We start from the raw sequence: 14549 nt of genomic DNA, 5'->3' as shown, positions 1-14549 counted from the left end.
GAAAATAATTTATTCCACAATTGGCTGAAAAACAAGAACAAACTCGGTGGACAAAACAAAATACCAAGACTCTATAACGATAGGACATTTATAGATGAAATAAAAAACAGCATCTAATAGGTCCACATATCAGACTCTAAGTCTATGATTTCATTTTTAATATTTTGCGCTTCACGAAGTTGATATAAAGAATTGTCTCTAATGTATTCACTAATACTCCTGTTGCCATATATATTTTCTTCTCGAATAATCACAGAAGCAAAATCTCTAATGTTTAATAAATAATCATAGGACTCAATTTGTGTAGCAAAACCATTTTTTACTGGTTTGGCATTGTGCAAAACATTTCTTGCATCTGGATAAAAAATCCAAAATAACGGATACAGCTCATCATCTTCTATATCATCTCTACCAATAGTCTGAACATCTTGTGACATTGGAGCGATAGCCAACAAACGATACTTCATCTGACTTGTTTTTTTGTTAAAATACCATAATCCTTTTATTTGGTAAGCTTCAATGTCTCGAGATTTTATGTAATTCCTGTCTATATACTCTTCGATATTTGTTTGCCCCTGGTTTAACATATCATAACCATAACTCGCTGTATCAACTCTAACCAATTTTTTTTCAATTTCAGAAACTGGAAGTCTGTTTACAAACTGATCATCTTCATAAACCTCAACTATTTCCCCCTCTCTGATACTACTTAATAGAGTATTGAATAAAGATCCAATCCCTTTAACGTTTTGATTTTCGTTGACTGGGTAGTACAATCTTAAGTTTTGTTTTTGATTTAAATCAATCGTTTCCCAAACCATTTTTGACCATAAGATATCACGCTCATCTACATACTCATAAGGTATAGGTTTGTCTTGTTCTATTCTTATTCTCTCAGCGGATTTTTTTCCAATTTGAGACGCTTTCTTAACATTTAATATTCCATAGTTGGATTGCCCACAAACCGTTGTAACGGCTGCGAAAAACAAAAACAAAAAGCTATTTTTCAATTTATTTTTCATTCTAGTTATCAATTAGAAATTTCTACACTTATAGGTAATACCTCTTTGAGTTTATATGATGAATTCCCAACAATTCCAGCTCTTATACCAAAGATGTTGACAATATCTCCTTTCTTTGCAGTACCAATTATTTTTTGTGCTTGAGCATTCATTTTTCTACCATTGACAATCAATGTGGGTTTTCCAGGTACTTTTATTTTAAAACTCAAGACTTTTAATTTTAAATCAAAATCAAAGTCCGGCAACCCTGCAGCTACAGTTGACTTCATTAAGCTTGTCTTCGGCATCCTTACAGAATTATACTCTCCTCGAATACTTGCCATTGGTGATGGAATATCTTTAATTCTAAATAATACTGGTGGTGACTTCACAATCTCACCTGAGTCTGAGGTTCCTGTAACACCTATACTAACTGTACGACCTGAACCAGGTCTTAATTCGTAACTAGATCCTTTCTTTCGTGTCAAGCCATACCCGGTTACTTTTAATTTGTTTGGACTGATGCCCGGTAGAGAAATCGTTATGGGGTTTACGACTCCCCTGTAAACAACATTCATTTTGTCTGCAGATATGATTGCTTGGTTTGAGCCTGCAACTACAGAATAATTACTTGTAATTGCTATCGGTACTTCCTCTCCATTCTCTGTGAAAATAAATTGTCCGACAATGGGTTGATCTCCAACAGCTCCTGCTTTGAATTTGTACAATACCTTACCTCCGATAAAATCTGAGTCAAGATCAATGTTTTCTCCATTTATCTCAACTTTTGAGGGCACCTTAGTATCATCTTTACTCGCTAAAAATATTTCTGCACTGACTTCATCTCCTGGACTATACGTATTCTTGTTTAACTTCACAAAAGCTTGTAATTGGGTAGCAGAAGTTGCCTGTTTTAGACGACCTGACACAAAATTAGATAACGCCTCATTTTCAATATTCAATACTGTATTCTGCATACTAGATAAAATCGCAATGGTCCCAATGGTTGGAATCCCTTTGAAATTATAATCTAGCCATGATTTTTCTACACCATCAACCATGACTGGCTTGGTCTTGAAATCTACATCTATTTCTCTTAGAATAGAATTATTGTTTGACAATAACGTTACCATTCCTTTGTGATAGGTATCAACCGCTTCTACAAACTTTTGACCGTTGGCATTGCTTTTGTCACCTGTAAATAAATATTCATCCATCAAATCTCCTTTACCCATAGATTCAGCGGGTAATCTGTCTGTTTCAGGATCTAAAGGGTTTGCCTGTTTTATAATGTTTTTTAAAACATCTATTTCAGCTATAAAATCTTTAGACAAGGCCTCAACTTTTTTAGCAGTATCAAATACTTCTGAGTATTGAGTAGGATTTTCAACACTTAACTGTTTTAGATTGTCTAAAGTAGCCTTATTCTTTTGAATACCAGTTTCAATAGCGTCTTCAAACCTTTCATACATCTTTGAAAATGCTTCCATCACCTCAACAGATACTTGCATTGCTAGCAGAGCCAACAGAACCAAATACATGAGGTTAATCATTTTTTGTCTAGGGCTTAATTTTGATCCAGCCATAACATTTTATTTTTTTTAATGAATATTCAATTTGTAACAAGCCCTATTTATTACCCATTGCTGACAACATTCCTCCATAAACAGTATTAAGAGAAGCAATATTTTTTGATAAACTACCCATTTGTTTGGTTAATTCTTCCGATTTTTCATAAACTGAACTGACCAATTTAGTTTGCTCTTCTAAAACTTTAATTTGTACAGATTGTGCTTTGTTCATCGTAGACTCTTGGTCTGCATACATAGAATTTATTTTTTCCAGGTGATCTGCTGCCGAATTGATTTCTTTGTTATACTTACTTGTATTTGCAACAGAACCTGAGCTCTCCCCTATTTGTGCTGCTGCATCAGATAATTTATTCATGCTTGATGTTAGTTTATCAATCACATTTGCATCCAAATTTGATGCTGCTAACATTTCGTCTATTTTCTTAGTCAATAGTCCTTCAGGAGTTTGTTCAGATTTGTCATTTGATGAGGTCTTTTTACCTGACAACTCAGGATATACCAAAGCCCAATCTAACTCCTCTTTTGGTAAAGGCTCGAAAGCAGATATGACAAATATAAAAGCCTCTGTACCTAATCCAACAATCAACATTAAACTGGCATAAGGCCAATGCATCAATTTGAATAAAGCTCCTAAGATTACAATTGCTCCACCTATTCCATAGGACATTGCCATAAATCTCTTAAAAAAATTTGATTTCATCTGTTTTAAAATTATGTGTTAAAATTTTGTTTAATAATCTAGTTTTCCCCAATTAAAATCACCTACGTAATCCTGTACAGTTCTAAATCCAATGTAGCTTTTAACAGAATCTGCGTATTCATAATCTCTAGTGCTTACTTCTAAAAAATACGCGATATCCTTCCAGGAACCACCTCTAATCACCTTCTTTTTATTTGTTGGATCCTCAACATCACCATTCAAAGAACTTGTAACATAAGAGGCAGAATTGTTGTATGAAGTTGAAGTCCATTCTGAAACATTTCCAGCCATATTATACAATCCATAATCATTGGCGTTAAAGGATCGGGCTTCAACCGTATACGTAAAACCATCTGCTGCAAAGTTGTTTTTTTTAGGCTTAAAGTTTGCTAGGTAGTACCCTTCAATATCTATTAAATATGGACCTCCCCAAGGAAACTTACCATTTTCAATTCCACCTCGAGCCGCAAATTCCCATTCTGATTCTGTGGGTAACCTAAATTCTGGAACTCTTATTCTAGAGCCGGAGGCCTCTAAATAGTCATTTTTCTTTTTTGTCCTCCAATTACAAAATGCTTTGGCTTGATTCCATGAAACCCCAACTACAGGATAATCTGCAAAAGCATCATGCCAGAAATAGTTTTGTACCATTGCATCATTTCGGGAATATTCAAAGTCTCTAGACCAAGCTGTTGTATCCGGATAAACTGTAATATCTACATCTGCATACTTGTTCTTTTGAGCTATATTTGATTGGTTTTGTTTTGTGTTTACTTGATATGCATAATTCAACCAAGTAACATCAAACAGTCTATCACCACCATTCTCTTCATTAGGTAAGTAAAACTGATCCATCACTTCTGCATATTCTTCATCAGGATAATCCTCTGTATTCCAATACAATGGAATACTCCAGTTCAATGAAGGGACTCCTTTGTAGTTTTGATTTAAAGTTCCGTTTTTTTTCAACATATAACTTTCATACGGATTGAGTTCTTGTATCTCCTCTTCACTTAATTCTGAATCCAGGTATTTGAAAGAAGCTATTCCAAACACATCTTCATCACCTGAAATTCCTTCAGCATAATTAGCCAATTCTGTTCTAACTATAGAATCTCTAACCCAATAAACAAACTCTTTGTATTCGCTATTGGTCACCTCGGTGTCATCCATAAAAAACTCTTTTACAGCGATGCTTCTTGGAGGAATCTCAAACGCTCCCCATCTATTTTCCTCAGTTTTACCCATCGTAAAAGTCCCTCCGGGTACTAGAACCATTCCGTAGGGCTGTTCTACCAACCAAGTGTTATCAGATTTAACTCCTATTAGTTCTCCACGATCCCCATAGCCACTGCAGCTAGTTAAAATAATGCATACTATAGAAAAGAACAGTAGTTTCTTCATATTATCTTCTTTGTGTCTTTTATAGAATTTCGTAAACATAGAAAAAAAAACTAAAAGAACAATGAAAGTATTTATCATATTTCCTGCCGCGGTTAGGTTATTTTTCTAATTACGTTGAACCATCTTTCAGGCACTTTTTGTTCAATTGTATTAAGGTAATCTTCATACGAACAAGGCACTAAAACATGCCTTTTATACTTAGATGGTGTTGGTATTTCTACCTGCATCCACCACCTTTGACTTTTATCGCTTTGATAAAAACTAATCACCTCATTTTCAAACGGCACCAGGTATTTGGTATAGTTATCTTTTGACCCATAAGGATAATCGTTTGTGCGAAGACAATACCCTTCTATAAAATACCAAATAACTTGTGAAATCAACTTACTCGTTTGATGATTGACATCGAACAATTCATTGAATTCGTAAATTCCAAAAGAAGTCACCTTATCACTAATCCCGGCATATCTTGCAATCTTACACAATTTCTCCCCAAGTATTCCATTAGGATTTGAATTCCCATTTGCAGGAGCTTCACTTTGTCTGACAACTCCCATATCAATCGCCACAATATCAGCATCTCTCATAACGGGCTCAACGATAGAGTTATCTTTTAATACCCCAACTCTATAAGCTTCAAAATTCAATCCTTCAATCAATGTTATTTCTTCTTGGGAATTATAGAACGTTTGAAAACCTAAATTAGTATAATTGAACAAATTGCAAGGTTGTTCTAAAATAATTTTACTCAAATAAGAGCATGATGACAACTCATCGTTTATTTTACCGAAATTAAATTTTGGACTTGCTACAGCTAGATTTACGAACTGATCCAAACGACCATATCCTCTGTAATTTGCATACACTAGATCTTGTCCTCCGCCTATGATAATTGGCAATATTTCCTTTTTCAATAAATAACCAACTACTTCTTGTACAGCGAAGTAGGTGTCTTTTATGTTATTCCCAGGCTCTATCGTTCCTAGGTCTGCGATTGAAACTTTCCAGTTGCCACTATACAGTTTATAAAACTCCTTTCGAATGGAAGCTCCTCCGATACCCGTACCTTCATTTCCTATTGCTCCTCTTCCTTCTTTAACATCAAAAAAAGCAAGTCGTACACCTTCCAAAACAGGAAACCCTTTTTCTTGAGTGTTCATGACGACTTGATTTCCTAGTAACTCTTCATGATCCTCAAAATCAAAAAGTGTTTCATCAACTACTGGAGAAAAAAAATGATCAATCATGATTTAGAAACTATTACTTTTTCTTAATTGCTTTTTTAGCTGTCTTTTTTTTTACTGGTGTTTTTTTGACTGCTTTTTTTTTGGCAGGGGCTTTCTTAACTTTTCTTTTTGGCGCATTTTTCTCTATCAACTCTTTCACATCTGCTAATGATAAGGCCGCAGCATCTATTGTCTTTGCCAACTCAATTTTCGTCTTTCCTTTGATAATGTTGTGCCTACCCCATCGCGCTTTTTCAACCCTAATTCCTTCTTCCTCCCAATGGTGCACAACTTTATCTATTTCTTTCTGCTTCTTTGCCTCAATTAACTCAACAATATCATCATTTGACAAATCATCAAAATCATATTTTTTATTTACGTTGATAAACATGCCGTTCCACTTGATAAATGGTCCAAAACGACCTACTCCTTTTTGCACAGGTAGGCTTTCATATTGAGCAATAGGAGCATCTGCTTTTATTTTAGCTTCTATCAACTCTACCGCTCTATCAAAATCTACTGACATTGGATCTTCCCCTTTCTCTAAGGACACATACATAGTTCCATATTTGATATATGGACCAAAACGACCATTAGAGACGATGGCTTCTTCCTGTTTATATTCTCCTAAATTTTTGGGTAACAAAAATAAACCTAAAACATCTTCTAGAGAAACAGTCCCTAAATTTTGCTCTTTCAATAAACTCGCAAACTGTTTTTCTTCTTCTTCTGGATCTCCAATTTGAGCCAAAGGCCCAAATTTACCAAGACGAACCAGTACTGTTTTTCCAGATTCCGGATGCTTTCCTAGTATACGTTCTCCACTTTCTCGTTGCGCATTTTCTGCAACATCCTTCACGTTGTCATGAAACCCTTGATAGAAATCTTTAATCATCCCTATCCACTCTTCATTTCCTTCTGCAATCTCATCAAAATGAGCCTCTACTTTTGCTGTAAAACCGTAGTCTAAAATCTTATCGAAATGTGCAACTAAAAAATCATTTACAATATTCCCAATGTCAGTTGGGACTAATTTGCCTTTATCAGACCCTACTTTTTCCGTTAAGGTTTTTAGTTCGACTTTACCTCTTTTTAAAACAAACTGCTCATAAGATCTCTCTACTCCTTCTACCACACCTTTTTCTACATAACCCCTACGCAAAACTGTTGAAATAGTAGGTGCATAAGTAGAAGGACGACCTATCCCCAACTCTTCTAGTCGCTTTACCAAAGAAGCCTCAGTAAAACGGTAAGGAGCTTTCGTAAATCTTTGAGTCGCCGTTATATATTCGTGTTCCAAAACATCTCCAACAGTTAGATGTGGCAACATTCCTTCTTGCTCCTCATCCTCATTGTCATTCCCTTCGAGATATACTTTCAAAAAACCTTCAAATTTAATCATCTCACCATTTGCAGTAAAAACCTTGGTGTTTTGATCATTCTCTATCTTCACATTGGTACGCTCCAATTGAGCATCGCTCATTTGCGAAGCTAATGTTCTTTTCCATATCAAATCATACAATCTGTTTTGATCATACTCCTGATTGATTCCATGCCTAGTCATGTCTGTAGGACGAATGGCTTCATGCGCCTCTTGTGCTCCTTTTGACTTTGTATTGTAATTTCTAGGTTTACTAAATTCTGCTCCATAAGAAGCTGTGATTTCTTCTGCTGCAGCTTTTTTAGCTTCTTGAGACAAGTTCACACTATCAGTTCTCATGTACGTGATTATTCCTGACTCATACAAGCGCTGAGCTACTGTCATTGTTTTTGATACTGAAAAGCCTAATTTTCTGGAAGCTTCCTGTTGTAGTGTTGAGGTTGTAAATGGAGCCGCTGGAGATTTTTTTGCAGGTTTGGTCGTCAAATCAGCTATTTTAAACTCTGCTCCGATACACTCTTTTAAAAAAACTTCAGCTTTCTCTTTACTATTGAAAGCCTTTGGTAATGTAGCCTTGAATTTTTTCCCTTCATCATTATAGAATTCTGCAACTACTTTATAATTGATTTCACTTTTAAATTCTAGGATACTTCGCTCTTTTTCTACAATTAAGCGTACTGCTACCGACTGTACTCTACCAGCAGACAATCCTGCTTTCACCTTTCTCCATAGGACAGGAGACAATTCATATCCAACAATTCGATCTAAAACCCTACGAGCTTGTTGCGCATCTACTAAGTTGTAATTTATAGTTCGGGGATTATCAACAGCTTTTAAAATTGCTGACTTGGTGATTTCATGAAAAACAATACGCTTGGTATTTGTATCTGTCAAGTTTAACTGCTCTTTCAAATGCCATGCAATCGCCTCACCCTCTCGATCCTCGTCACTTGCTAACCAAACAGTATCTGCTTTTTTTGCTAAAGACTTTAGTTTCTTGACAACTGATTTTTTATCCTCTGACACCAAATACGTGGGCAAAAAATCACCGTCAACATCAATTCCTAATCCGTTTGAAGGCAGATCTGAAATATGTCCAAAACTTGATTCTACTTGAAAATCTTTACCTAAAAACTTCTCTATTGTCTTAGCCTTTGCTGGTGACTCAACGATTACAAGATTACTTGCCATATGATAATTTCTTCCTTTTTAATACTCTATTTTAAAACAAAAGTAGGTAGAAAAATTAAAACTGAGGTTTTTTATCTAAACTTTAAAAAAGATTTTTCGAACGTTTCCGTTTTTTTATTTGTCCTATTACAACAGTACTAACTTCTCCTTTTTTGGCTATTTTTTACAATTTACCATTAACGAATTTTAGCCTATTCTTATCTGATGACGAATATCAATCTCTTGATTGTAACTTAGAAAAGCATTAGGTTCAAAAAACACTTACAACTTGCTAGTTAACCCTACAAAACTTATCAGAAGACGTTAAAACTGGACTTTACCTATTGGAAAATTAATTAACCACACATATTATGACATATTGTCACTAATTAAAGTATTTATTGTAAATTTGTACTCTCAGAAAACAACAAGAAATGAGTAAAATTAAAACAGAGGATAAGGTTATTGATGCAAATAAGCAAGGACATCCTCTTTCTACTGAATTTAAGAAGGGCAACTCAAAAAAACTATATATAGAAAGTTATGGATGCCAAATGAATATGAACGATAGTGAAATTGTTGCTTCCATTCTATCTGAAACAGGATACAATACCACAATCCATTTAGAAGAAGCAGACTTAGTCATGGTCAACACTTGTTCTATCCGCGAAAAAGCGGAACAAACCATTCGTAAACGTTTGCAAAAATATAATGCCATCAAAAAAATCAACCCCAACATGAAAGTTGGGGTACTTGGATGTATGGCTGAGCGCCTAAAATCTAAATTTTTAGAAGAAGAAAAAATTGTAGATTTAGTTGTAGGACCTGACGCTTACAGAGATTTACCCAATCTCCTAGAAGAAGTCAATGAGGGAAGGAATGCAGTAAACGTAATCTTATCAAAAGAAGAAACATATGCTGATGTTTCTCCAGTTCGATTAAATTCAAATGGAGTCTCTGCTTTTGTGACCATCACTAGAGGCTGTGACAATATGTGTACTTTCTGTGTTGTTCCCTTTACACGTGGACGAGAACGAAGCAGAGACCCACAAAGTATTGTTTCTGAAATAAGAGATCTACAAAACAAAGGATACAAAGAAGTAACGCTTTTAGGTCAAAATGTTGATAGCTATCTTTGGTATGGAGGAGGACTTAAAAAAGACTTTGATAAGGCTAGTGAAATTGCTCAAGCTACAGCTGTTGGATTTGCTGATTTGTTAAAAATGGTTGCTGATAATTTCCCTGAAATGTGGATTCGATTTTTCACAAATAATCCACAAGACATGGACATCAATGTACTTCACAACATGGTGAAATATCCTAATATCTGTAGATATCTTCACTTGCCTGTTCAATCTGGAAGCACTTCTGTACTAGAAAGAATGAACCGTCAGCACACGCGAGAAGAATATATGGAGTTGATCGATAACATCAAAGAGCTATTGCCTGATTGCGCTATCTCTCAGGACATGATTATTGGTTTTTGTGGAGAAACTGAAGATGAACATAAAGACACACTCTCTTTAATGAAATATGTAAATTATGACTACGGATTTATGTTTTCATACTCTGAAAGACCGGGTACACTTGCAGAAAAAAGATTTACAGATGATGTGCCTGAAAAAACAAAAAAGAGACGTTTACAAGAAGTCATCGAACTACAAAGGAAAATGAGTCTTAACAACACCGAAGCTTATCTTGGTAAAACAGTGGTCGCTTTAATTGAGGGCAACTCAAAAAAATCAGACCAATATTGGATGGCTAGAAATTCTCAAAATTATGCAATTGTTTTTCCTAAAGGAGAAAATCAAAAACCTGGCGACTTCGTCAAAGTAAATATTACAGACTGTACCTCAGCTACTTTGCTGGGAAAATACGTTAGCCACTCGTAAAACAACATCAAAATATGGAGTCTCTACAAGTCATTAAACAACGTTTTGGAATTATAGGAAACGACTTACAACTCAATAGATCAATAGATAAAGCTACACGGGTAGCTCCAACAGATATTTCTGTTTTAGTCGCAGGAGAAAGTGGGGTTGGTAAAGAAAGTATTCCTAAAATCATTCATCAATTGTCTCAAAGGAAGCACAATAATTATATTGCCGTAAACTGCGGAGCTATTCCAGAAGGGACCATTGACAGCGAACTTTTTGGGCATGAAAAAGGAGCTTTCACGGGAGCGATGAATACACGTAAAGGCTATTTTGAGGTTGCAAATGGTGGGACCATATTTTTAGACGAAGTCGGAGAACTCCCTTTAACCACGCAAGTACGATTGCTTCGCGTACTAGAGAATGGAGAATTTATAAAAGTTGGCTCTTCAGAAGTGCAAAAAACAAATGTAAGAATTGTTGCCGCAAGTAATGTTAAAATGATGGAAGCCATCAAGAAAGGAAAATTTAGAGAAGATCTATATTATAGATTAAGTACAATTGAAATTGAACTGCCACCTTTAAGAAACAGAAACGAAGACATCCACTTGTTATTTAGAAAATTTGCTTCTGACTTTGCTCAGAAATATAAAATGCCAACCGTTAGACTCACTGAAGATGCCATTGACTTACTTCTTCGCTATCATTTCCCCGGAAATATTCGTCAACTTAGGAACATTGCCGAACAAATCTCCGTGATTGAAGAAAACAGGAGTATTGATGCTAACAAACTAAAAATGTATTTACCACAATTAAGTTCCTCATCTTTACCAATGATCATTGAGAACAATAGCTCTTTCGAAGAAGAAAAATCTGGTCTCTTAAAAATGATTTACGATTTAAAAGCTGAATTAAATGACCTAAAAAAGGTAACTTTGAATCTCATGAATGGTAGCAAGGCAAGTGAAACAGAGGCATTCTTAGGAGCTTCTCAAACCAAAACCTTGGCTCCTTCAAGTCAAAACACCAATTTGATTTCATACCAAAATAAAAAAAACATTACGGAGGATGCGTCAACAGAGGAGTATTACAACATTGAAACTGTAGAAGAAGATGAAAACCTATCTTTACAAGATAAAGAAATTGAAATGATTAAAAAATCTTTGGAACGCAACAGTAACAAACGTAAGTTAGCAGCCAAAGAATTGGGAATCTCAGAAAGAACACTGTATAGAAAAATTAAACAATATAATTTGTAGTTGTTATGCCGACCAAAAACTTACCAAAACTTATCATATTCACATCACTGTTTACCTTAATTAGCTGTGGGATATATAGTTTTACCGGAGGAGACACTGGTAATGCCAAAACGATTCAAGTTGATTTTTTTAACAACAATGCAGACCTGGTAGAACCCAGTCTTAGTCAATCTTTCACTTTAGCGCTTCAAGATTTTTTTATCACACAAACAAACTTAGACTTGATTAAATCTAATGGAGATTTACAGTTTGAAGGTGAAATTACTAGGTACACAATCACTCCTATGACAGCCACGGCTGATCAAACAGCCGCACAAAATAGATTGACACTTCAGGTCAATGTTCGTTTCTACAACCGAACAGATGAAAAGAAAAATTTTGAAAAGAAATTTAGCCATTTTTATGACTATGATGCGAATACTATTCTTCAAGGAAGTTCGTTAGACACCGCTTTTGAAGAAATTTTTGAAAGAATAACTCAAAATATTTTTAATGCATCCGTTGCCAACTGGTAAATTATGTTAGAATTTATAAAAACAATACAAAACAATTCTAAAACTTCTCTAAGCCTAGAGATGCTTGAAGAAACTGCAAATTTTTTCCCGTACTTTCAACTAAACAAAACACTTTTACTGAAAAAGTATGACCAACTTGAGCACTTCAAATATAACAATACCCTAAAAAATGTAGCTGCCCATACCGTCAATAGAGAGGTGCTATTTAATTATATCACTCAGAATAGCGAAACCTTTTATGCTGCTAAGGATTCCAATAAAAAATTTATCTTAGAGGAAACAAAAGAAAGCAAACTTCTTGAAGAAGATTTTAAAAAGCCTTTTGCATTTACACAAACTGAAAAACATAGTTTCAATCAATGGTTACAGCTCTCAAATCCTACCGCAATAAAACGAGTCGAAACAAAAGAAAAGATTGATCATAACAAACTGAAAATCATCAACAAGTTCATCAGCAACAATCCAAAAATAAAACCCTTAAAAAAAAATACTACTGTTGACACGTCAGATGCACTAAACAAAGAAGTGGGGCTTTCCAATGAATTAATGACAGAAACTTTGGCAAAAGTTTACATCGCTCAAAAAAAATACGAAAACGCAATTAGGGCATACAAGATTTTAAGTTTGAAATATCCAGAAAAAAGTAGTTTATTTGCAGACCAAATACAAAGAATAAAAATATTACAAAACCATAAGTTATGACCTACAACGCTTTATTGATACTCATCATGGTAGTTGCCGTGCTACTGATCTTAATTGTATTAGTCCAAAACCCAAAAGGAGGTGGATTATCATCTTCTCTAACAGGAGGTTCTGGGGGTACCATTGGTGGTGTTCAAAGCACTAATAATTTTTTAGACAAAGCAACTTGGACACTAGCCATTGTTTTGATGTCATTAATCTTAATCTCCAGCCTTGCTATTCCTAGAGGTGAATCAAGTAAATCAGAATTACAAAACACCATACAACAAAGAGAAGAACTAGCTCCCGAGGAAAATGAAGCTGCTGATATTGAAGATATTATCAACAACAATCCTACTGAGAAAACAACAAAGGAATAGCTATTGATATTCATAAAAAAATGTCATCATGTCACAGCATGGTGACATTTTTTTTTACACTCATGTCATTTATGATTTGGCATGCTTTTCGATTAGAACAAATTAATTAACAAAAACAGAAATAAGATGAGCATAAACATTAAACCATTAGCCGACAGAGTTTTGGTAGAGCCAGCTCCGGCAGAAACAACAACAGCTTCTGGATTAATTATTCCAGATTCCGCAAAAGAAAAACCATTAACAGGTACTGTAGTTGCCGTAGGAAAGGGAACTAAAGACGAACCTATTACTGTAAAAGTAGGAGATACTATTTTGTATGGTAAGTATGCTGGAACGGAACTAGCCTTTGAAGGGAATGATTATTTAATCATGAGAGAGAGTGATATTTTTGCAATTATTTAAAATCTCAAATGGCAAAAGCCATAAACTCACTTCATAAAATATAAATTAATTAAAAATCAACTATTGGCTTTAGCGGGTAGTAAAACTAAAACAACATATTATGGCAAAGGATATTATTTTTGATATCGAAGCACGCGATGGGTTAAAACGTGGAGTAGATGCATTAGCAAATGCAGTAAAAGTGACCTTAGGACCAAAAGGACGTAACGTAGTTATTGGTAAAGCTTTTGGAGGACCACACATCACCAAAGATGGAGTGTCAGTTGCAAAAGAAATAGAACTATCTGACCCTTTAGAAAATATGGGGGCTCAAATGGTAAAAGAAGTTGCTTCTAAAACGAATGATTTAGCAGGTGATGGTACTACTACTGCAACTGTTTTAGCGCAATCTATCGTTCAAGAAGGATTAAAAAATGTAGCCGCTGGTGCAAACCCGTTAGACTTGAAAAAAGGGATTGACAAAGCAGTGACTGCTATTGTAGAAGGACTGGCTAAACAATCCAAAGAAGTTGGATCTGAATCTAGCCAAATTCAACAAGTAGCTGCAATCTCTGCAAACAATGATAATTCTATTGGAGATTTGATCGCCGAGGCTTTTGGAAAAGTTGGTAAAGAAGGAGTTATTACTGTAGAAGAAGCTAAAGGTACTGAGACTTATGTTGACATTGTTGAAGGTATGCAATTTGACCGAGGATACTTATCTCCTTACTTTGTGACCAATTCAGAAAAAATGTTGGCCGAATTGGAAAATCCTTATATCTTATTGTATGATAAAAAAATATCCAATCTTAAGGAACTATTACCTGTTTTAGAACCTATATCTCAAAGTGGAAAACCCTTACTTATCATTGCTGAAGATGTAGATGGAGAAGCCTTAGCTACCCTTGTAATGAATAAACTACGTGGTGCATTAAAAATAGCAGCAGTAAAAGCTCCTGGTTTTGGAGATAGACGCAAAGCGATG

Annotated in this window: 13 protein-coding genes; 7 read left to right on the top strand and 6 right to left on the bottom strand. The window is 35.0% G+C overall.

The features are described from left to right. Positions 1-113: 113 nt before the first annotated feature. The 6 genes from gldN to topA all read right to left on the bottom strand — a co-directional run bounded on the left by gldN (position 114) and on the right by topA (position 8495). The gene (gldN, locus tag ABF281_RS09260; RefSeq protein ID WP_347181390.1) at positions 114-1022 is read right to left on the bottom strand and encodes a gliding motility protein GldN; all 909 of its coding nucleotides are present in this window, start codon (positions 1020-1022) and stop codon (positions 114-116) included. Positions 1023-1030: 8 nt separating this feature from the next. Next, positions 1031-2587 carry a gliding motility protein GldM gene (gene gldM / locus ABF281_RS09255; protein ID WP_347181389.1) on the bottom strand — a complete coding sequence of 519 codons (1557 nt, stop codon included), beginning with the start codon at positions 2585-2587 and terminating at the stop codon, positions 1031-1033. Between the two features lie 43 nt (positions 2588-2630). Continuing rightward, complete coding sequence (gene gldL / locus ABF281_RS09250) at positions 2631-3293, bottom strand: gliding motility protein GldL (RefSeq protein ID WP_347181388.1); 663 nt, start codon at positions 3291-3293, stop codon at positions 2631-2633. Positions 3294-3323: 30 nt separating this feature from the next. Further along, entirely contained in the window at positions 3324-4697 is a 1374-nt protein-coding gene (gene gldK / locus ABF281_RS09245) for a gliding motility lipoprotein GldK (protein WP_347181387.1), read from the bottom strand. Positions 4698-4789: 92 nt separating this feature from the next. Further along, a complete protein-coding gene (locus tag ABF281_RS09240; protein WP_347181386.1) occupies positions 4790-5944 on the bottom strand; it encodes a formimidoylglutamase in 1155 nt (384 codons plus the stop codon). Between the two features lie 13 nt (positions 5945-5957). Beyond that, positions 5958-8495, bottom strand: a complete 2538-nt coding sequence (gene topA, locus ABF281_RS09235) for a type I DNA topoisomerase (RefSeq protein WP_347181385.1) — start codon at positions 8493-8495, stop codon at positions 5958-5960. Between the two features lie 413 nt (positions 8496-8908). On the opposite strand from topA, the gene miaB reads away from it, so the two are divergent. From miaB to groEL, 7 genes are all read left to right on the top strand, one after another. Then, complete coding sequence (miaB, locus tag ABF281_RS09230) at positions 8909-10366, top strand: tRNA (N6-isopentenyl adenosine(37)-C2)-methylthiotransferase MiaB (protein WP_347181384.1); 1458 nt, start codon at positions 8909-8911, stop codon at positions 10364-10366. Positions 10367-10380: 14 nt separating this feature from the next. Then, the gene (locus ABF281_RS09225) at positions 10381-11607 is read left to right on the top strand and encodes a sigma-54 dependent transcriptional regulator (protein WP_347181383.1); all 1227 of its coding nucleotides are present in this window, start codon (positions 10381-10383) and stop codon (positions 11605-11607) included. 5 nt (positions 11608-11612) lie between these two features. Further along, positions 11613-12122 (top strand): LptE family protein, encoded by a 510-nt coding sequence (locus ABF281_RS09220; RefSeq protein ID WP_347181382.1) that lies wholly within the window; start codon positions 11613-11615, stop codon positions 12120-12122. Positions 12123-12125: 3 nt separating this feature from the next. Further along, complete coding sequence (locus ABF281_RS09215) at positions 12126-12824, top strand: hypothetical protein (protein ID WP_347181381.1); 699 nt, start codon at positions 12126-12128, stop codon at positions 12822-12824. Continuing rightward, a complete protein-coding gene (gene secG / locus ABF281_RS09210; RefSeq protein WP_347181380.1) occupies positions 12821-13183 on the top strand; it encodes a preprotein translocase subunit SecG in 363 nt (120 codons plus the stop codon). Before ABF281_RS09215 ends, secG begins: the two co-directional genes overlap by 4 nt. 126 nt (positions 13184-13309) lie before the next feature. Next, entirely contained in the window at positions 13310-13585 is a 276-nt protein-coding gene (locus ABF281_RS09205) for a co-chaperone GroES (protein ID WP_347181379.1), read from the top strand. A 100-nt stretch (positions 13586-13685) separates the two neighbouring features. Continuing rightward, positions 13686-14549 (top strand): chaperonin GroEL (gene groEL, locus ABF281_RS09200; RefSeq protein ID WP_347181378.1); only part of this gene is annotated, 864 nt, incomplete at its 3' end.

It is taken from the genome of Wenyingzhuangia sp., assembly GCF_039768515.1.
In the GTDB taxonomy this organism is placed as follows: domain Bacteria; phylum Bacteroidota; class Bacteroidia; order Flavobacteriales; family Flavobacteriaceae; genus Wenyingzhuangia.
This window is presented reverse-complemented; position numbering and strand designations above follow the sequence as displayed.